The following is a 20,124-nucleotide window of genomic DNA, read 5'->3' as shown; positions in this document are numbered from 1 at the left end:
CTCTCCTAACAAAAAATTACAATTTATTTTTTATCCGATATACGTACGCCAAAATTTCAGCAATCGCTTTAAAAAATTCTTCCGGCACCGAATCGCCAATTTCTGCCTGACCATGAAGCGCCCGGGCAAGCGGACGATTTTCAACCGTCATTACACCATTTTCTTTTGCGACCAGTTTAATTTTCTGGGCGACGTAGTCTGTTCCTTTTGCGACAACATAAGGCGCGTCCCTTTTTGACTCATCATACTTTAACGCAATGGCATAGTGGGTCGGATTCGTAATGACAACATCCGCATTCGGCACTTCCTGCATCATACGGCGCATCGCCATTTCTCTTTGTGTCTGGCGGATTCTTGATTTGATGAGCGGGTCCCCTTCTGAATTTTTATGCTCATCTTTAATATCCTGCTTTGACATGCGCAAGCTTTTTTCAAAATCAAATTTTTGATAAAAATAATCTAAGACCCCCAAAACAAGTAAAGCTGCTGCTGCAACTAGCCCCATCTGGACTGTTAAAGAACCGACAAAAGGCAATGTATCTTCAATAGGTTTCAAGGCAGTTTTTAATACCTCATCCATATTCGCCCATAAAATTACGAAAGCGGCAGTGCCGACAAAGCCGATTTTTAAAATAGATTTTAATAATTCTACAATCGATCGTAAAGAAAATATTTTTTTAAATCCTTTAATCGGATCTAATTTTTCCAATTTTGGCATAAGGGGTTCCGTTGTCACAAGCCAGCCGACTTGAGCGTAATTAGCAATGATCCCAGCCGCTACGGCTGCGAGCATGAACGGAGCCAGAATATAGAAACATTGTTCCATAATTTCAAAAACGATCGTTTTTAAATTCGCTTCTGTTACATCCATTAACATGTAATATTGAATCGAATGCTGAAACATATGAAAAATATTTGTCCCCATCGAAACTGCAAATATTGATAAAAAACCGAATAGAACTAATAAACTGACCGCTGTATTTAAATCCTGGCTTTTCGTAACCTGTCCTTTTTTACGGGAGTCCTGCTTTTTTTTCGGCGTTGCTTTTTCGGTTTTTTCACCAGCAAAAAACTGCAAGTTCAGTTTAAGCAGCATAACGTTACCCGCCTCCAAAAATAGTCATTAAATCCCGGATTGTATAGAGCATCAGGCCGAACAAATCACGTACTAATGTAAAAATAACACCTATGACAATAAATAAAACCGCAAAGCCTGCGCCTATTTTTAGCGGAAAGCCGACGACAAAAATATTCAGCTGCGGCACCGTACGTGCAACAATTCCGAGCATCACGTCAGTTAAAAAAAGCACTGCAACAACCGGCATTGACATTTGAAATGCGATCAAAAATACACCGCTGAATGTTCTTGCCATGTAATAGGCAGCTTCTCCATTGCCAAAAGGCAAATAAAGCTGATCGATTGGAATAAATTCATAGCTATAAAAAATGCCATCTAATATTAAATGATGGCCGTTTAATGAAAGCAGCATTAAAAGCGAAAACATGTATAAATACTGTCCCATTAATGGACTTTGAGCACCCGTTTGCGGATCGATGACATTTGCGATGGCAAAACCCATCTGAAAGTCAATAAACCCACCGGCAATCTGAATAGCGGATAAGACAATAAACGCTGCCAGCCCGATCAAAAGACCTGTCATCGCTTCTTTTAAAATGAGCAGAATGTATTCCCCGTTAATTTCAAAAGGCGTGGCATCGATTGTATAATACATTGTCCAGGCGAGCACCAATGAAAAAGCAGCCCGGTGCTGTGCGGGAATCGTTCGGTATGAAAACAAAGGCATCGTCACAAAAAAGGACGATACACGAACGAGAATAAGCAGAAAAACAGATAAATTTGGGATAAGCTCTGTCATACTCGCTACCCGACAAATCTCGTTAAATTAGTGAAAATATCGGTTGTATATGTAATAATTCGTTCAAGCATCCAAGGACCAAAAAAAATCATCCCAATCATTACCCCAGCAATTTTGGGCACAAAGGCAAGAGTTTGTTCCTGGATTTGGGTTGTCGCCTGAAAGATGCTAACCGCCAGCCCAATACCAAGCGCAAGAAGCAGGAGCGGCGCGCAAACGATGAGGATTGTATATACACCTTTTTCAGCAATAGAAATAACCATTTCCGTGTTCATTTTTTCACCTTCCTAGAAGCTTTGAAGTAAAGATTCAATCACTAAATACCAGCCGTCAATGAGAACAAAAAGCAAAATTTTAAATGGAAGAGAAATCATAACCGGCGGGAGCATCATCATCCCCATAGACATCAGGACACTCGCCACGATCATATCAATAACAAGGAACGGAATAAAAATCATAAAGCCGATTTGAAAAGCCGTTTTTATTTCGCTTAACGCAAATGCTGGTACAAGTGTCGTTAATGGAATATCGTCAATCGATTCCGGCTGTTCAGCTTGCGTGTAGTTTAAAAACAGCTGCAAATCTTTCTGGCGGGTTTGCTCACTCATAAACTCTTTAAAGGGCCCGCTTGCGAGTGTATATGCTTCTTCAAGATTAATTTCTTCATTAAAAAGCGGTGTCAGCGCTTTATCATTCACTTCCTGAAGGACAGGAGACATAATAAAAAAGGTTAAAAAAAGCGAAAGTCCGAGCAGCACCTGTGTCGGCGGCATTTGCTGCGTTGCGAGTGCCGTTCGAACAAATGACAGCACAATAATGATCCGCGTAAAACATGTCATTAAAATTAAAATGCTGGGAGCAAGGGAGAGAATCGTCAGCGTTAACAGTAATTTTACAGATGTAGAGACATTTTCAGGATCACTTGAATTGAAAAACTCCATAAATTCATTCATCCTGATTTCGCTCCCTATCTGCTAAATCCCGCATCGCTTGTTCCCGGTTTTTTTTCAGCTCGTTTATTTTCTTCTCGAATTCCCGTTTAAATTGAACTGGTTCTTTTATTTCTGCCTGTTTATTAAATCGGTTTCTCAGCTTGTTCACAATGTCAGCAGGCTGAATCATCATCTCAGACTGATCTTCGTAACGGCTGATCAAATCGTTGCGTTCAACTGGATCCTCAATTTCTTTTAATAATGAAACGTCCTCCCCAACACCTAGGACAAACACTCGGTCTCCCACTTTCACAATTTGGACAGAGCGGCTGCCCCCAAGCGCAGTCCCTCCTAAATGTCGAACAATGTGACTTTCCTGATAAGAACGACTTTTTTTGTTAATAAACCTCAATAAAAAATAAAGAAGCGCCACTACGAAAGCAAGTGCCGCAATCATCCGGACAATATCTAAAAAGCCGATGCCAACCGGAGCTGCCACGTCCTCTGTTTCTGACTCTTGATTATTTTCCTCTTTCGGCTGTTCCTGCTCGCACAAATCCGGATTTTTTATGCAATCTTGTACACTACTTTTATTGGCTAGGGCTGCTCCGGCAATGATTTCATTGCCGGAAAACAACACAAATGTCAATAACAACGCAAAGATGCATTTTATCAATGATTTCATGAACAATCACACCTTAAGAAGAAAGCACTTTGGAAATTGCTTCAATAACACGATCCGCTTGGAACGGTTTTACAATAAAATCTTTTGCGCCAGCTTGAATCGCATCAATAACCATTGATTGCTGTCCCATTGCCGAACACATAATAATTTTGGCACCTGAATCGGCTGCTTTAATTTCTTTCAATGCAGCAATCCCATCTTTTTCAGGCATTGTAATATCCATCGTGACTAAATCCGGCTTTAATTCCGCATATTTTTCGACAGCCTGTGCTCCATTTTCAGCTTCTCCCACTACCTCAAAACCGTTTTTCGACAAAATATCTTTAATCATCATCCGCATAAATGCTGCATCATCCACTACTAAAATTCGATTACTCATTCTTTTAACCCCCTGTGATTAATTAATTCAAATTTTTTAATCGGTCTGCCGGACTAGCGATATTTGTAATTCGGACACCGAAGTTTTCTTCTATTACGACAACTTCACCTTTTGCAACAAGGCGATTGTTGACGAGAACATCAACGGGTTCTCCCGCTAATTTATCTAACTCAATAATAGATCCAGAAGTTAACTCTAAAATATCTTTGACATTCCGATTTGTACGGCCAAGCTCAACCGTCACTTGAAGTGGAATATCAAACAACATATTTAAATTACGCGCTTCATGTTCGCCAAGCTGCGGTGACTGGAAAGATGAAAAAACTGCCGTTTCCACATTTCCTTGTGCAGCCTGCCCAAACGAACTGCCTCCTATGTAAGCAGGCTCGTTTGTTGGTCTAGAAGGAAGCGGTGGCTCCGCGTATGGAGGAGGCTGCGGGATTGTTTCCTTGGTTTGTGTATGAGACGGTGGCGGCAGTGAAGGATCTGCTACTGGAGCCTGTTGAATCGGTGGTGCCGCCGGTTCGTTTTGCGGCTGCGCCGGGTTCATTAATTCGGTTACGAGCTGTTTTCCAAATTGAAGTGGGATCAGCTGCATAATATTCGAATCAATCAATTCCCCGACAGTTAGCCGGAAAGAAATTTTGATTAACAGCTCTTGTTCAGGTATTGTATCAGTTCCTTCTCCTTCATGAAGGTTTAAAAGAGAAATGGATGGCGGCGAAATATCCACTCTTTTATTAAAAATGGTCGACATAGATGTTGCGGATGAACCCATCATTTGGTTCATCGCTTCCTGTACTGCACTCAACTGTAATTCCCCAAGGTCATGAGCCACATCTACACCACTTCCCCCAAGCATTAAATCCGCGATAATGGCAGCATCATTTTGACGAATCACAAATAAATTAGCCCCAGAAAACCCTTCGGTGTATTGAACTTCAATCGCCGCATATGGGTGAGGGAATTCGTCTTTCAACCGACTTTTTTCTACAACTGAAACAGCCGGAGTCGTTATTTCTACTTTCTGATTAAGCAGGCTTGAGAGTGCAGTAGCTGAACTGCCGAAAGAAATGTTGCCAATTTCGCCAAGCGTATCCTGTTCAAAAGCATCTAAGTATTCTTCAACACTTCCCACTGAATCGAGCGCTGAACTTTCTTCTAAATCTTCATTGTCTCCGCCTTTTAACAAAGCATCAATTTCTTCTTGTGATAACATGTCATCACTCATCATCGTTTTCCCCTCCTTTCGCATAATCAAGCACTTGAACGGCTAACTTGCGATTAACTCGTCCAGGCTGAGCCGAAAATTTTGGCACATTGCCGACTTTTATTGTCAATGCATCTCCGACCCTTGTATTTAAACCAATGACATCCCCTTCCGACATCATCAAAAACTCTTCGATCGTTATGACGGTTTGTCCAAGTTCGGCTATGACAGGCAATGATGCTTTCTTTATTCGACTGTCTAGATTTTCAACTTCGTTCGGACTCCGTTCTTTTTTATCCGGATTTTGCATCCAATAATGAACAGACAGTTTCGGGATAATAGGTTCCAATACAACATGGGGAATGCAAATATTGATCATGCCTGTTGTTTCACCAATCGTTGTATTCAAAGAAATAACTACGACTGTTTCATTAGGTGAAACCATTTGCAAAAATTGTGGATTTACTTCAAAATCGGTCGCAATCGGATCAATTTCAACGATGTTTGACCATGCTTCCCGGTAATTTTCAAATGCATGATCAAACATATTGGACATAATCCGTGTTTCAATTTCCGTTAAGTTTTCCACTTTATTAACACTTACTCCACGTCCGCCAAGAAGCCGGTCCAGCATCGCATAAGCGACATTTGGGTTCACTTCCATTAATATTCGGCCTTCAAGAGGCGGCACTTCAAACACATTTAAAATCGTTCGATTCGGGATTGATCGAATAAACTCTTCATATGGAATCTGGTCGGCAGATACGACTTCGAGCTGTACGTAAGTTCGAAGCTGAGCCGCAAAAAAGGTTGTTAAAATTCGGGCGAAGTTATCGTGCATTCTCGTTAAACTTCGAATTTGATCTTTTGAAAAGCGCAATGCTCTTTTAAAGTCGTATACTTTTACTTTCTTTTCTTCTTCTTCTTTTTTTAATTCTTCTGCATCCATTTCTCCGGTCGATAAAGCGGACAATAATGCATCAATTTCATTTTGAGACAAAATTTCTCCTGACAATTGCCTCACCTCCGATCAATTACAGGCATCGTTATTGAATAATGTATGAGGTGATGTACACAGCCTCTACTTCTCCATCTTGCATAATACTATTTAACTCTGTTTTAAGCGTTTCTGTAAGTTTTTGTTTTCCAGCCTCGCCTTTTAAATCTTCAGCCGTCATTTCTGAAAGCTTTTGAATAATTAAATCCTTCGCTTGAAAATCACGCTTTGTCATTTCTTCCATCGCTTCCGGACTGTCTGTTTGGATTTTAAACGAAATCTTGATAAAGTCATCAGAAGCAAGATTCGTTGTCATTTCAGCGACATCAACGGACGATTCAAGCACTTCATCAATACTCGGTTCACTCGCCGCTTCATCCCCGCCTGATGACCGTAAAATGATGACAACCGCGATCGTGCCGGCCAGTAGAATAACAGCCATGAGCACAACCATAATCGTCATTAATTTATTTTTTGACCCCTTTTGTTCATTCTCCATCATATTCCTCCTCCACTTTCACTTTTCCGAGAAGTGAAATACGCGCGTAAAACGATTCGATATCCGCTGTGACCCGGTCTTGCGGCTCACGGACGACATATTTTTTCCCATTTGTTAACGTAATCGTTGTGTCTGGAAAGCTTTCAATTGTTTCTATGTAAATAGCATTTAATGAGAACGGTTTGCCGTTCAGCCTTGTCACAGTAATCATATATGCCAGGGCTGAATAGATCAGCCCTGTCCCTCCCTGCACTCAAGAGTAAAATAAGTATATTAACGCTTCATGCTCATTAATTCCTGCAATATCTCATCTGATGTTGTAATGATTCGCGTATTTGCCTGAAAACCACGCTGTGCCACGATCATTTCGGTGAATTCTTCAGATAAATCAACGTTGGACATTTCTAATGAGCCAGGAGCAATTGCACCTCGACCATCTAAACCCGGTATACCAATTTCCGGCTCACCCGAGTTGTCGGTAATTCCATAGAAGTTCGCCCCTGCTTTGCTGAGGCCCTCAGGATTCGCAAATTTTGCGATTTCAATTTGTTGTGCCGTATCTAAAACACCGCCATCAATGTAACTGATTGTCCCACCGGTCCCAATGCTGAGGCTTGTGGCTGTTGTCGGAATGTTAAATGGCGCCCCAACTTCCCCCAGGTAAAACCCATCAGAATTAATAAGATCTCCATTTTGATCCATATAAAAGTTACCTGCACGCGTATAGTACGTGTTCGTACCGTCATTCACTTGAAAAAAACCATCGCCAGAGATCGCTAAATCAAGTGTTCTTCCTGTTGTCTGTGTGGATCCTTCTGTATGAATCGTATCAATAGCAGCCAATTGTACACCGAGCCCTACCTGCTTAGGGTTTACACCTCCACGCCCTCCAGCAGTTGGTCCATTTGCGCCTGCTATTTGCTGAGATACAAGATCTTTAAACACTGTCCGTCCTTTTTTGAAACCATATGTGTTCACATTTGAAATATTGTTCCCGATAACGTCAAGTTTTGTTTGAAAGTTTTTCATGCCGCTGATCCCCGAGTACATTGAACGTAACATAATTTTGTTTTCCCCTTTCGAATTCGTCTGCGTCGGTCGGTCGGCAGACGGTTGGCTTCCTTTACGGTCCAGCCAGTTTGAAAATTAATTATCCATGAGAATAGTGCCGTTAATATTTGTAAAAATATGTGTGTTTGCTTCTTCTCGGTTCATTGCCGTAATGATTGTGTTGTTTTTCGCGCTTGCGACAAGTGCTGCATCTTTCAATACGACAAGTGAATCCGTGACTCCTTTTGATTTTGCTTCTGATAACTTTTGGCCAATTAAATTCCATTCATTTTCATTAATTTGAATGCCCCGTTCGTTTAACCGCTGCGCCGCATGTTTGGAAATGGTGAGCGATTCAGAGAGCGTTGAAATAGTTTTCAGCGTTTCATTAAAACTCGTCGAAACACTTTGGCTTGTCTCTTTTTTTGCAGGCGGCATAATCGGCTGGCGTGTTCCATGTACGATCGGGTTGATTGATTTCATACTTATCACCCGCCTATTCTATTTTCGTTAAGGTTGAAGCAGCTATTTTTTCTCCATTTGCAAGCTGCAGCCAAACTTGTCCATCCTTCATTGAAACGGACTGAACCGCTGCGTTTTGTTCTGAACCGTCTGCTCCCCACGTAACCGTACGACCAATCAGATAGCTCGCTTCAACTAATGGATTTGAACTAATGATACTGCCGGAAGAACTTTCGCCGCCCATTAATTCAGAAATATTACCAGGCTCGAGTACGGTTCCATCTGCTAATGTAAACTGCACATTTTCTCCAGCGAACTTAATTGATGCTACCGTGCCATTTCCTGTTTCCACAACGGGCTGTCCATCTGCATCCTTTTGATCCGTTAATTTATGCCAAACAACATTTTTGCCGACGAATGACTGATAATTGATCATTTGGGAAGCAGTTTGAGCTTGAACCATTTTTTCAATCATAGACGTCATGTTGGTCATTTGCTCAAGTGATGAAAACTGGGCCATTTGTGCAATAAAATCTTTGTCTTCCATCGGACTGAGTGGATCCTGGTTTTGCAGCTGGGCCATTAAAATTTTCAAAAATTCGTCTTTCCCAAGCGCACTGTTGCCTGTTTGTTTCGTTTGGGCCGGATTGTTCGCTAAATAAAGCGAGGGATCAATTTTCGACATGGGTTACACCTCAACTTCCGCATGTAATAATGCCTCTTCAAATGAAGAAAGCTTTTCGCTGTCATTTTGCTCTTCTGACTGTTCATTCGACTGTTTTTGTTCTTGCTGACGCTGCTGTTGGGCACCTCGGTCAAACAAATGCTGTCTCGTATCCGGACTTGCAATATCAAGTTTGTCGACTGTTACATTTTGCTGGTTAAATGCGTGCTTTAACTGGTGGGCGTTTTGCTCAAGCAGTTCTTTCACCGCTTGGGTAGACGACAAAATTTTGGCCGTCATGACACCATTTTGCTGCAGCAATTCAATACGAAGCGAGCCAAGCTGTTCGGGATATAACTTAATAAGCATTTTGGTCCCATTTGGCGTTTTCATCATGTTTGAATTCCCTAAAATCTGTGTGAATTTCTCAATAAACTGTTCCATGTTCATCGGCCTTGGATTGGTCTTAACACTCATAACAAACTGTTCTGTTTTGGAAAGCTGATTTAAAAACGGGTGTACTGATTCTACTGACTGCGAAACAGATTTCACTGACCCCGTTTTGCTGCCCATAGATTCTTCTGATCCTTGGGTGTTCTTGTAGTTTGCAAATGCAGTCTGCAAACTAGCTTGTTGTGTGCTTGGCTCCCGAGTTTGGATATTTTGTAAACTGACTTGTTGTGTACTTGATTGTGAAGAGCTGGCAGTTTGCTTATTTAACAAGGCGGCCGCATTTCTCAAAGCTGTCTGCAGCGGTTGAAAACGTGCTTCCTGCTTTGGAAGATGTTCCGCAAAATAGTTTACCAGCTGCGCTGCTTTCACTACTGTAATCATTAATTGCTTGTCCGTTCCTTTAAACGGCAGTGAGCCATTTTCTGATATGAGCGTTATAAGAGCCGCTAGTTCTTCCATAGGCAATTTTCCTTTTGACAGGTCCGCACTTGTTTCCTGCAGCATAGAATCAATTGTTTCTTTTAATAATCCGGTCAATTTTTCATTTCTATTAAATAGCTTTGCCAGGTTTTGCAATGAATTCTGTAATGACTCTGCATCCACTTGGAGCAAAACAGCCAAGTCCTGAACCGAGGGCATTTCTCCTTTTTCAAGAAGTTCTTCGGCCATGGCCGCGAGCTCCATCTTATCCTCTACTAATGCTTCTATTGAATCTGCCGGCTTGAATAAAGAAGCGAGCATCGTAGAGAAATCAGATGAAACGTCTTCAATTGTTTTATTTAATGCTTCTGTATTTTGAGCGCTTTGCTGAACCGAGCTGAGAAGCAAGCTGCCGAAGCCGCCCGCTGTTGGAAGCAGCGATTGCGATGTGCTTGAAGGTGCACCGCTAGATAAAGCTGTAGAAATTGAACCCAAAACAACCTGCATGTATTTCACCTCCTTTTCCTTCAACATTATCTCACATTTCCAGTCATTATTCTTTACTCATTCGATAATATTTTTGTATATTCAGCGGCTTTTTTCGCTTCCAGATTTTCTAATACAGCCGCTTGTTTCTCCACACTCAGTTCCTGCAAAATGGCGACTGCTTCATTATTAGTTAAGTTGATGATAATACCGGCAATGCTTTCTTCATCCATTGATTCATATGTTTTTGCTACATTGTTTGTTGTTTCGGTTTTCACCGTATCTGCTGTTTCTTTTTGCTGCTGTTGAAGCTGCTTTAGTTCCGCATTCAGCCGGTCCTGTTCTGTCAGCAATTCTTCAATTTCTGTTTTTGAGCTTTCAAGGTCGCCTGATAACTGCTCAATTTCTGCTTCTTTATTTTTCATTTCAGCCTGAAGCTCTACTACTTTTTCGCTATCTGATTTTCCATCCTGTTCTGCAGGTGCGATCCACTCCGAAACATACGGCACATTTCCTGCTATTTCTTTCGTTTTCTCAAACACATTGACACCTGCAATGGTCATGACAACTAATGCAATTGTCAGTGCAAACAGGATAGGAATGACGGCTACAAACAAGATCCATTGAAATGTGTTATATCCCTTTTTTTCTTCCATTTCAGCCGGATCGACTTTTTTCTTTTTTCTTGCCATTTGCCTATCACCTGATCTTTCGGTTCATAAACTGGATAGAGGAAAGCTCGTCCATTTGTTTCATTTCTTCTAGAGCCATCGACTTGCGATAATGCGTTAAATCGTTCGAGCGGATTTTACTATATTTTTTCACTTCAATATTTTTTTCTTTGAGCTGCTGTTCGCACCATTGCATTCGACCGCGTGCGGTTACGACTATTCGCTGCTGCTGATCAATTAACTTTTCTAAATTAGAAATAAATTGCTGATAGTGTTGAATGTCAAGAACCGAAAAGCCTGACTTCATTTTTTGTTCCTGCATGACAATTAAATCTTCTTTTTTCTTTAGCAGCCCATAAAGCTTGTTTGCTTCTACTTCAAATTGATTTTGCGCTTCTCTAAAAACGGTCTCTGATTCTTCTTTTTCACGCTCACGAAGCTGCATGATTTTTTCGAACTTGTAATCAAATGCCACGTCCTATCCATCCTTTCCATCTACAAGACGAACTAATCCAAGGGCTGTTTCATCCAACGTTGCTTGTTCATCAGTTCGCTGCTTTAAAAAAGAGAGAATCGGCTGATAGTTTTGTATCGCCCGATCGATTTCAGCAGACGAACCTTTTTTATAGGCACCGATATTAATTAAATCTTCCGAGTTCAAATACGTATTCAGCGAATCCCGTACGGCAACAGCTGCATCGTAGTGACTCCGGCTAACGATATGCGGCATAAGCCGGCTGACGCTTTTCAGTACGTTGATGGCCGGATATTGCCCTTTATTTGCAAGTTCGCGATCCAGCACAATATGTCCATCTAAAATTCCGCGCACGGCATCTGCAATCGGTTCATTCATATCATCACCGTCAACGAGGACTGTGTAAAAAGCTGTGATCGTGCCGTGTTCATTTGTACCCGTCCGTTCTAACAGCTTTGGCATAATCGCAAAAACAGAAGGTGTATATCCTTTTGTTGCAGGTGGTTCGCCGACCGCCAGACCAATTTCACGCTGCGCCATAGCCACCCGTGTAACCGAATCCATCATTAGCATTACATTGAGCCCTTTATCACGAAAGTATTCGGCAATCGCTGTTGCTGTAAAAGCACCTTTAATACGCATCAATGCAGGCTGATCCGACGTTGCGGCGACCACGATTGATTTTTTCATTCCTTCAGGACCGAGATCACGCTCGATAAATTCCCGCACTTCACGTCCACGCTCACCGATTAAAGCAATGACATTTAAATCAGCTTTTGTATTTCGAGCAATCATGCCGAGCAATGTGCTTTTTCCAACGCCGCTCCCTGCAAAGATTCCGACACGCTGGCCTTTTCCGACTGTCAGCATACCATCGATAGCCCGAACGCCGACCTCAAGCTTTTCACGAATGGGCGGCCTTGTCATCGGATTCGGCGGTTCTGCTTCTGTTTCGATCGCTGTTAATGTGCGGGGCAAAACAGAATCATCAAATGGCTCACCAAGCGGATCAATAATTTTTCCAATCAATGCTGGACCCACTTTTACTTGAAGTGGATGGCCCAGTGATTCAACAAGGCTTCCTGGAGAAATTTCATTTATATTTCGATACGGCATTAATATAATCATTTCATCACGAAATCCGGTTACTTCCGCCATAACTGTCCGCTTGTTGTCTTTAGAGTGAATCAAGCAAATATCACCAATTGAACTTTCCGGTCCTTGTGATTCAATCATTAAGCCAACTACCCGCTTCACACGCCCATACCGTTTAAATGAATCAAGCGACGGAATCTTATATTTTAAATCGTGCGCTTTCATCTTTTAATCACTCTCCAATAATTGAAGAAGCGTTTTACGAAGCTGATGCAGCTGTGTGTCAATTCCTGCATCAATTCGGCCATTTGACGTTTCAATAAAACAAGTATTTTCGTACGCTTCTTCGTTGGGGAAAATATAACAATTAACCTCACTTGGAAAAAGGGCTTCGATTTCATCTTTTTGAGAAATGACTAATTCGTAACTTTCGGGATGGATATGGATTTGCACTTCTTTTTGATTTCTCACTTCTTTTAATGCAGAGCGGACAATGCCCATAAACGATTCATCGTCTTTTTGCAATTCTGAACGAAGAATTTTTTCCGCACAGATGATAGCAAGCTCTACAATTGTACGTTCTGATCGCTCAACATTTTTTTCATATTCAATTTTCGATGAATCGACTATTGATCTTGCTTCAGCGATCAGCGCACTTGTTTCCCGGTAGCCGGCGTCTCTACCTTCTTCCGCTCCTTGCTGGAAAGCTCGTTCATACGCCTCAAGCTGCAGCCGTTCTTTTTCATGCTCCCATTGCTGCTTCCAATTTGATGCTTCTGACATGATTTTCTGCTTTTTCGCCTCAGCTTGTTCAATAATAACTTTAGCCTGACGATTTGCTTCTTCAATAACCGTTGACCGTTCTGTGGAAAAATCAGGAACTGCTATTTCTTCATGCTCACTATTTGCATAAAAAGGCTTTATTCCAATAACTCGCTTTGGGCTCTCATTCACGTTTGGAAACCCATTTTGGCTAAAATTAGACAATAATATCATCTCCTCCACCGCGGGCGATAATAATTTCACCTGTTTCCTCTAGGCGGCGGATTGTTGCAACAATTCGGGACTGGGCTTCTTCAACATCACGAAGCCGGACAGGGCCCATATATTCCATTTCTTCTTTAAATGTCTCAACCATGCGCTGTGACATATTTCGGAAGACAACTTCTCTTACTTCTTCACTGGACACTTTTAGTGATAGCAGCAAATCTTCATTTTCACAATCGCGAATAACACGCTGAATGGACCGATTATCAAGCGTAACAATGTCTTCAAAGACAAACATACGCTTTTTGATTTCTTCAGCAAGCTCGGGATCTTGTATTTCCAGGGCATCGAGAATGGTTTTTTCAGTTGAACGATCTACACCATTCAGCACTTCAACAACTGCTTCAACACCGCCCGTTTGCGTATAATCCTGTGTCACAGTAGAACTTAATTTCCGTTCCAAAATCGCTTCGACTTCATTAATGATTTCTGGCGACGTACTATCCATTATCGCGATTCTTTTTGCAATATCTGCCTGAACTTCCTGCGGCAATTCAGATAAAATCTGCCCTGCTTGCTGTGGATCCAAATAAGAAAGAATAAGGGCAATCGTCTGCGGATGTTCATTTTGAATAAAATTTAATATTTGCCCCGCGTCCGCTCGGCGCGCAAAGTCAAATGGACGAACTTGTAATGAGGACGTCAATCGGTTAATAATATTTTGCGCCTGATCTTGTCCAAGCGCTTTTTCAAGTACCGTTTTTGCATAGCCAATTCCGCCTTGGGAAATATAATCCTGTGCGAGTACAATGTTATGAAACTCTTCGAATACTTCTTCCTTTACATCCGTATCCACTTTTTTCACACCCGAAATTTCCATAGTCAGCCGTTCAATTTCTTCTTCCGATAAATGCTTATAAACAGAAGCCGAATGATCGGGTCCGAGAGAAATAAGCAGGATCGCGGCTTTTTGTTTTCCAGTTAGTTTTTTCTCGCGTGCAGCCATCTAATCCCCCTATTCCTCAGTCAGCCATGTACGAAGCAGTTTTGCAAATTCTTCCGGCTTTTCTTTCGCCATTTTTTCCAACTGCTTACGGCGTGTGCTGCTTTCCGTTTCATTCAGTAATTCTTCTACATCTTCTTCAAACTCATCTTCAAATTCTTCTTCCTCTTCTTCACGACGTCTTCTCACCATCATGAAGATCAACACACCGATGATCACAATCAAAATACCGCCAATGAGGTATAGCCACCATGGAATAGAAGAAGTTGCTTCTTCTTCAAATGCAACTTTTCCGTTCAGCTCTTGAACCGATACGGTGATTTTTTCTTCAAGGGCCTGATCAGTCAAATCGGTATTATAGCTTTCATCAACGGAAGTTCTAACAATATTCCCAAGCAATTGTTGAATATCTTCTACGCTTTGGTCAGGCATTGTATTTGGATCATCCGGTGTCGGCGGCTCAACCATCACTTGAATGCCTAGATCACGAATTTTATACGGGCTCTCGGTAATTTCACGACGGATTCGATTGACTTCATTATTGATTGTTTCTTCTGTCCGTTCATAATCGCCACTGCCTGTTGCTCCTTCAAGATAGGTAGCTGTATCCCCCGCATCTTCTGCCTGAGGAATTCCTCCTGCACCTGCCGCATCGCCCGTATACGTTTCGGTAATTCGCTGGGCACTAATTTGAATGCCTTCCATGTTTTCTTCATCAACCGGCTCTACCAGGTTTTCTTCTCGGTTTTCCTGGGTAAAGTCTATATCGGCTGTAACGGTTGCAACAACCTTATCAGCACCCATTAGCGTACCTAGCATACTTTGAACTTGACGCTGCACGTCGCGCTCTACTTGCTTTTTTACAGCCATCTGCTGTTCAAATGAATCTCCTGAACTGCTTCCTCCACCAGCAAGATCAAAATACTCAAAGTTTTGATTCATAATGACAATATTATTAACAGGAAGGTTTGGTACACTTTTCGACACTAAGTGATAAAGCGACTTGATTTGTTTTTCATCAAATTGATAACCCGGCTCTGTATTTAAAACAACAGATGCAGATGCCTGTTCGGCTTCTTCTGTAACGAAAATTTGTTCTTGAGGAAGGTTGATCATGACATTTGCATCTTTTACCCCTTCAATTCCTTGAATGAGTGTTCCAAGCTCTGTCTGCATGGCATCAAGCTTCAATACATTGAATTCATTATCTGTCATACCAAATCCCGCGTTTTGGCTAAAAAAGCTATAATCGATCGTTCCGGATTGAGGAAGGCCTTCTGCCGCTAAATCTACTTTTAGTGTATCGACAGACTCTTCTGGAACGAGAATACCCGTCCCGCCTTCCGTAATTTCATACGGAATGCCGCGTCCATCCAGATTTTCTTTTACCGCGCCGATTTCAGAAGGCGCAAGCTCACTGTAGAGTGGAGCCATTGTTGTTCTTGTCGCAAAAAAAACAATCAGTGACAAGGAAAGAACGAAAAAGGCAAAGAGTGCCGTTCCAACCACTTTTTGTTTTTTTGATCGGGTGTTCCAGTATTCTTTTATTCTTGCCAGCTGCTTTTTTATATTTTCGTTCATTACAATCCCCCGGTCACTTCAATGCCTCTACATTACATTTGCATCCGCATGATTTCCTGATATGCTTCTACCGCTTTATTACGAACCTCCAGTGTTAACTGCATCGTTATTCCTGATTTTTGAGCTGCTGCCATTACTTGATGAATATCAACGTTTTCCCCGTTAATCATTTTTGTTGTTAATGAATTGGACCCCGCTTCTGCCTTCATAACACCATTCAACGAATCTTTTAAAAAGTCAGCAAATTTTTGCTGCGATTCATACGGCGTTGCTGTTTGTTTCACATTGCTGGGTCCTGTCATTACGGAAGAGACAGCATTTAATGCTTCTATAGCCATTTATTTCATCTCCTTATTTTCCAATTTCAAGCGCTTTTGTCATCATTGCTTTCGATGCATTAAACACAGTCACATTGGCTTCATATGAGCGAGTTGTACCCATCAAATCAACCATTTCACGCAGTGGATCCACATTTGGCATACTAACGTATCCTTCTTCATTTGCATCTGGGTGTTCAGTGTCATAAATTAATTTGTTTGGCGTTTCTGTATCTTCAACAATTTTTGTCACTTTTACCCCATTACCCGCTTCCTGGCGATTCGAAGCCATTTGTAAAAAATTTGAAAACGAATTTCCCTTTGGCTGCATAACAACCGATTTACGTTGATACGGCTGCCACTCTCCATCGACGAGTTTAGCCCGCGTAGATTCAGCATTCGCCATATTAGATGAAATAACATCCATTCGAAGTCGTTGGGCCGTTAAAGCAGATGCCGTAATATTCATACCGTTAAACATATTTATCTGCCTCCTTTAATGACGTTTGTCAAAGAAGAATATTTTGAATTCAACCGATCGGTCAACGCATTATAGTAAATTTGATTTTCAGCCATTTTTGACATTTCAGCATCTAAATCAACACTATTGCCACTTTCGTTGTAGGACATGTTACGCGCAGCAATAACCGTGCCATTTGGTTGCATTGAAAAATCAAAATGTCTCTTGTCTGTACGGTTATTTTGAAAATCACTTCGATTATCATCCAATATTTTCTTGAAATTCACTTCTTTAGATTTGTAATTTGGTGTGTCAACATTCGCAATATTATTTGCAATTGTTTTTTGCTTTAGCGATGCGTAATCCAAACCTCGTTCTAACGAGGTTATTGAATTTGAAAAGAGGTTCAATTAAACCACTCCATTTTCATAAATTCTTATTTTCATAAATTATATACTTTAAAAAATATAACATAAAAGTCATTTTTCGACACGTTTCTTAACAAAAATAACAATAAAATTTCATATTTCATAAATATAGGCTGTAATTTGTCATAAACCTACGTGTATTATACATTGATGTCAACTTTTGCACAAAATAATTATTTAAAAAAGGCACCAGCGGAGTAAAAATTCCGCTGATGCCTTAAAATTACTTAGATTTCAATTTTTCCAATTCCATCAAAAATTTATTATTCAGTACTTTAATATAAGTGCCTTTCATTCCAAGTGAACGCGACTCAATGACCCCCGCACTTTCAAGTTTGCGAAGTGCATTTACAATGACTGAACGGGTAATGCCGACGCGGTCCGCAATTTTAGATGCCACAAGCAGTCCTTCTTTCCCATCGAGTTCTTCAAAAATATGTTCAATTGCTTCGAGTTCACTGTAAGAAAGAGAACTGATCGCCATTTGAACAACTGCTTTGCTGCGTGCTTCTTCCTGCATCTCTTCTGCTTTTTCACGCAAAATTTCCATTCCAACAATGGTCGCACCGTATTCCGCCAAAATTAATTCATCATCATGGAACTGCTCTTCTAATCGGGCTAGTACGAGCGTTCCCAGACGTTCGCCAGCACCCACAATTGGTACAATAGTGGTTAAGCCATTTTGAAATAACTCTTTGTTTTCAACTGGGAAAGCTGTGTATTCGCTGTTTACATCTAAATTTGATGATGTTTCCGTTAAGTTAAACAAGTTTTTTGTGTATTGCTCAGGAAATTGCCGCTCCACAAGCATTTGCTTCATTCGTTCATTTTCAATTTGCTGGTTTACGCCGAACCCAAGCAATTTACCACGGCGGCTGACGACGAAAATGTTTGCTCCAATGACTTCAGAAAGAGATTCAGCCATTTCTTTAAAGTTTACTGTTTTACCCGCTGCGTTTTGCAACATTTTGTTCATTTTTCTCATTTTTGCTAAAAGATTCATGTTGTGGTTCCTCCGATTGATTATAAAATAAATTCACTCAAGTCTTTGTTTTGTGAAATAGCAGATAATTTTTCATCTACGTACTGTGGTGTAATCGTGATTTGCTCCATCGTAATATCTGGCGCTTCAAACGATAAATCTTCAAGCAGCTTTTCCATAATGGTATGCAGACGGCGTGCCCCGATATTATCGGTTTCAGCATTTACATGAAAGGCAATTTCAGCTAGACGCTGAACGGCTTCGTCGGTAAAATCGATTTGGATACCTTCTGTTTCAAGCAATGCTTTGTACTGCTTTAAAAGCGCATTATCCGGCTCGACTAAAATACGAACAAAATCGTTTGTCGATAATTTTTCTAATTCAACCCGAATCGGAAAGCGGCCTTGAAGCTCCGGAATTAAATCTGATGGTTTTGACATATGGAAAGCTCCTGCAGCGATAAACAAAATATAATCTGTTTTCACAGCACCATATTTCGTTACAACAGTAGATCCTTCCACAATTGGTAAAATATCGCGTTGAACACCTTCACGCGAAACATTTGCTCCTGACTGCGCACCGCCTTTTACCGCAATTTTATCAACTTCATCTATAAAAATGATACCCGTCTGCTCTGCACGACGAACTGCTTCCTGTGTCACTTCGTCCATATCAATCAGTTTTTGCGCTTCTTCCTGTTCTAAAACAGGACGGGCGTCTTTCACTGTAAATTTTTTCTTCTTTTTCTTTTTTGGCATAAGGCCGCCAAGTGCATCCTGCATGTTCATGCCCATTTGCTCCATCCCGGAGCCTTGAAACAAATCAAACATAGAGGGAGGCTGTTCCTCTACCTCAACTGTAATGACTTCATGTTCAAGCTCGCCGGCTGAAAGCTTTTGTTCAATGACACGACGTTTTTCAAAAATAGACATATCTTCTGCGGTTTCTTCCGGTTCTTCTTGCTGCCCATTATTGCCGCCGAAAAGCATTTCAAACGGGTTTTTGACTGACGTCCCTTTTTTACGCGAGGGGACAAGCAATTCAACAAGACGGCGATCCGCAGCTTCTTTTGCCGGTTCGCGCACATCGTTCATTTTCTCTTCTTTGACAAGCCGGACAGCGGTTTCAGCTAAATCCCGCACCATTGATTCTACGTCTCGTCCAACGTAGCCGACTTCCGTAAACTTTGTTGCTTCCACTTTAATAAACGGTGCACCTGCAAGCTTCGCCATACGACGGGCAATTTCCGTTTTCCCGACACCTGTCGGTCCAATCATCAGCATATTTTTCGGAATTACTTCGTCGCGAATTGTCTCATCTAATAGACTTCGGCGATAGCGGTTACGCAACGCAACAGCAACAGCTTTTTTTGCTTCTTTTTGTCCAACTATATATTGGTCAAGACGCTCAACGATTTGACGAGGCGTCATATTCATTGCATTTGGCTTCATTTTTTCACTCCTCACTGCAGTTCCTCCACAATGATATTATGGTTTGTATACACACATATATCCGCCGCTGTTTTCAACGCAGCTTCTGCAATTTCTGCCGCCGATAATTGAACAGCATACTGCTTTAATGCCCTTCCTGCAGACAATGCATAATTGCCGCCTGAGCCAATTGCTAGAATCCCATCGTCCGGTTCAATGACTTCTCCTGTTCCGGAAACAAGCAACAAGTTATCTTTATCCATGACAATCAGCATTGCTTCTAAACGACGAAGCATTTTATCTGTACGCCACTCTTTTGCAAGTTCTACAGCCGCCCGCTGCAAATTGCCGCTGTATTCATTCAGCTTTTTCTCAAACAGCTCAAACAGTGTAAATGCATCAGCAACAGAACCTGCAAAGCCGGCCACCACTTTGCCATTAAAAAGACGGCGTACTTTTTTAGCTGTATGTTTCATGACGACGGCATTTCCGAATGTTACTTGTCCGTCCCCTGCTATAGCGGATGATCCGTTATGCTTTACTGCAAATATGGTTGTTGCGTGAAATTGTCCCACTTCATT

At 41.4% G+C, this 20,124-nt stretch carries 26 protein-coding genes; all 26 read right to left on the bottom strand.

Features of this window, described 5'->3' with window-relative positions; all coding sequences use genetic code 11:
• Positions 1-16 precede the first annotated feature (16 nt).
• Positions 17-1,096, bottom strand: coding sequence for a flagellar biosynthesis protein FlhB (gene flhB / locus NLX67_RS06350; RefSeq protein WP_254310747.1), 1,080 nt, complete (start codon positions 1,094-1,096; stop codon positions 17-19).
• Between the two features lie 4 nt (positions 1,097-1,100).
• Positions 1,101-1,877 carry a flagellar biosynthetic protein FliR gene (fliR, locus tag NLX67_RS06345; RefSeq protein WP_046179185.1) on the bottom strand — a complete coding sequence of 259 codons (777 nt, stop codon included), beginning with the start codon at positions 1,875-1,877 and terminating at the stop codon, positions 1,101-1,103.
• A gap of 5 nt (positions 1,878-1,882) precedes the next feature.
• Positions 1,883-2,152: a flagellar biosynthesis protein FliQ gene (gene fliQ / locus NLX67_RS06340; protein ID WP_046179184.1), complete on the bottom strand. Its 270-nt coding sequence runs from the start codon at positions 2,150-2,152 to the stop codon at positions 1,883-1,885.
• A gap of 12 nt (positions 2,153-2,164) precedes the next feature.
• Positions 2,165-2,830, bottom strand: a complete 666-nt coding sequence (fliP, locus tag NLX67_RS06335; RefSeq protein ID WP_046179183.1) for a flagellar type III secretion system pore protein FliP — start codon at positions 2,828-2,830, stop codon at positions 2,165-2,167.
• Positions 2,823-3,494, bottom strand: coding sequence for a flagellar biosynthetic protein FliO (locus tag NLX67_RS06330; protein WP_254310746.1), 672 nt, complete (start codon positions 3,492-3,494; stop codon positions 2,823-2,825). The genes fliP and NLX67_RS06330 overlap by 8 nt, the downstream gene beginning before the upstream one ends.
• A gap of 13 nt (positions 3,495-3,507) precedes the next feature.
• A complete protein-coding gene (locus NLX67_RS06325) occupies positions 3,508-3,873 on the bottom strand; it encodes a response regulator (protein WP_046179182.1) in 366 nt (121 codons plus the stop codon).
• A gap of 22 nt (positions 3,874-3,895) precedes the next feature.
• The gene (fliY, locus tag NLX67_RS06320) at positions 3,896-5,107 is read right to left on the bottom strand and encodes a flagellar motor switch phosphatase FliY (RefSeq protein ID WP_254310745.1); all 1,212 of its coding nucleotides are present in this window, start codon (positions 5,105-5,107) and stop codon (positions 3,896-3,898) included.
• The gene (gene fliM, locus NLX67_RS06315) at positions 5,097-6,098 is read right to left on the bottom strand and encodes a flagellar motor switch protein FliM (RefSeq protein WP_046179180.1); all 1,002 of its coding nucleotides are present in this window, start codon (positions 6,096-6,098) and stop codon (positions 5,097-5,099) included. Before fliM ends, fliY begins: the two co-directional genes overlap by 11 nt.
• A gap of 31 nt (positions 6,099-6,129) precedes the next feature.
• Entirely contained in the window at positions 6,130-6,579 is a 450-nt protein-coding gene (gene fliL, locus NLX67_RS06310; protein ID WP_254310830.1) for a flagellar basal body-associated protein FliL, read from the bottom strand.
• Positions 6,569-6,790: a flagellar FlbD family protein gene (locus tag NLX67_RS06305; RefSeq protein WP_254310744.1), complete on the bottom strand. Its 222-nt coding sequence runs from the start codon at positions 6,788-6,790 to the stop codon at positions 6,569-6,571. Before NLX67_RS06305 ends, fliL begins: the two co-directional genes overlap by 11 nt.
• 62 nt (positions 6,791-6,852) lie before the next feature.
• Positions 6,853-7,641 (bottom strand): flagellar basal body rod protein FlgG, encoded by a 789-nt coding sequence (gene flgG, locus NLX67_RS06300; RefSeq protein WP_254310743.1) that lies wholly within the window; start codon positions 7,639-7,641, stop codon positions 6,853-6,855.
• Between the two features lie 84 nt (positions 7,642-7,725).
• Positions 7,726-8,112, bottom strand: coding sequence for a TIGR02530 family flagellar biosynthesis protein (locus NLX67_RS06295; protein ID WP_156153980.1), 387 nt, complete (start codon positions 8,110-8,112; stop codon positions 7,726-7,728).
• A 13-nt stretch (positions 8,113-8,125) separates the two neighbouring features.
• On the bottom strand, positions 8,126-8,776 hold the full coding sequence (gene flgD / locus NLX67_RS06290) for a flagellar hook assembly protein FlgD (RefSeq protein ID WP_254310742.1): 651 nt from the start codon (positions 8,774-8,776) through the stop codon (positions 8,126-8,128).
• A gap of 3 nt (positions 8,777-8,779) precedes the next feature.
• Entirely contained in the window at positions 8,780-10,135 is a 1,356-nt protein-coding gene (locus NLX67_RS06285) for a flagellar hook-length control protein FliK (protein WP_254310741.1), read from the bottom strand.
• A gap of 53 nt (positions 10,136-10,188) precedes the next feature.
• Positions 10,189-10,806 carry a MotE family protein gene (locus NLX67_RS06280; protein WP_046179174.1) on the bottom strand — a complete coding sequence of 206 codons (618 nt, stop codon included), beginning with the start codon at positions 10,804-10,806 and terminating at the stop codon, positions 10,189-10,191.
• A gap of 7 nt (positions 10,807-10,813) precedes the next feature.
• On the bottom strand, positions 10,814-11,260 hold the full coding sequence (fliJ, locus tag NLX67_RS06275) for a flagellar export protein FliJ (protein ID WP_046179173.1): 447 nt from the start codon (positions 11,258-11,260) through the stop codon (positions 10,814-10,816).
• A gap of 3 nt (positions 11,261-11,263) precedes the next feature.
• Positions 11,264-12,580 carry a flagellar protein export ATPase FliI gene (gene fliI / locus NLX67_RS06270; protein WP_046179172.1) on the bottom strand — a complete coding sequence of 439 codons (1,317 nt, stop codon included), beginning with the start codon at positions 12,578-12,580 and terminating at the stop codon, positions 11,264-11,266.
• A gap of 3 nt (positions 12,581-12,583) precedes the next feature.
• Positions 12,584-13,342, bottom strand: coding sequence for a flagellar assembly protein FliH (gene fliH / locus NLX67_RS06265; RefSeq protein WP_254310740.1), 759 nt, complete (start codon positions 13,340-13,342; stop codon positions 12,584-12,586).
• Positions 13,335-14,348 carry a flagellar motor switch protein FliG gene (fliG, locus tag NLX67_RS06260; RefSeq protein WP_046179170.1) on the bottom strand — a complete coding sequence of 338 codons (1,014 nt, stop codon included), beginning with the start codon at positions 14,346-14,348 and terminating at the stop codon, positions 13,335-13,337. Before fliG ends, fliH begins: the two co-directional genes overlap by 8 nt.
• Before the next feature lie 9 nt (positions 14,349-14,357).
• Positions 14,358-15,926 carry a flagellar basal-body MS-ring/collar protein FliF gene (gene fliF / locus NLX67_RS06255; protein ID WP_254310739.1) on the bottom strand — a complete coding sequence of 523 codons (1,569 nt, stop codon included), beginning with the start codon at positions 15,924-15,926 and terminating at the stop codon, positions 14,358-14,360.
• A gap of 32 nt (positions 15,927-15,958) precedes the next feature.
• The gene (gene fliE, locus NLX67_RS06250; protein ID WP_046179168.1) at positions 15,959-16,264 is read right to left on the bottom strand and encodes a flagellar hook-basal body complex protein FliE; all 306 of its coding nucleotides are present in this window, start codon (positions 16,262-16,264) and stop codon (positions 15,959-15,961) included.
• A 13-nt stretch (positions 16,265-16,277) separates the two neighbouring features.
• Positions 16,278-16,724 carry a flagellar basal body rod protein FlgC gene (gene flgC / locus NLX67_RS06245; protein WP_256519619.1) on the bottom strand — a complete coding sequence of 149 codons (447 nt, stop codon included), beginning with the start codon at positions 16,722-16,724 and terminating at the stop codon, positions 16,278-16,280.
• A gap of 2 nt (positions 16,725-16,726) precedes the next feature.
• A complete protein-coding gene (gene flgB / locus NLX67_RS06240) occupies positions 16,727-17,113 on the bottom strand; it encodes a flagellar basal body rod protein FlgB (RefSeq protein WP_046179166.1) in 387 nt (128 codons plus the stop codon).
• A 241-nt stretch (positions 17,114-17,354) separates the two neighbouring features.
• Entirely contained in the window at positions 17,355-18,134 is a 780-nt protein-coding gene (gene codY, locus NLX67_RS06235) for a GTP-sensing pleiotropic transcriptional regulator CodY (RefSeq protein WP_254310738.1), read from the bottom strand.
• 20 nt (positions 18,135-18,154) lie between these two features.
• Entirely contained in the window at positions 18,155-19,549 is a 1,395-nt protein-coding gene (gene hslU / locus NLX67_RS06230; protein ID WP_254310829.1) for an ATP-dependent protease ATPase subunit HslU, read from the bottom strand.
• 26 nt (positions 19,550-19,575) lie between these two features.
• The gene (gene hslV, locus NLX67_RS06225; protein ID WP_046179164.1) at positions 19,576-20,118 is read right to left on the bottom strand and encodes an ATP-dependent protease subunit HslV; all 543 of its coding nucleotides are present in this window, start codon (positions 20,116-20,118) and stop codon (positions 19,576-19,578) included.
• Between the last annotated feature and the right edge of the window lie 6 nt (positions 20,119-20,124).

The sequence above is a fragment of the Domibacillus sp. A3M-37 genome (genome assembly GCF_024213455.1).
GTDB lineage: Bacteria > Bacillota > Bacilli > Bacillales > Domibacillaceae > Domibacillus > Domibacillus tundrae.
The sequence above is the reverse complement of the archived record's forward strand: the minus strand, read 5'-3'. Positions and strand labels throughout refer to the sequence as shown.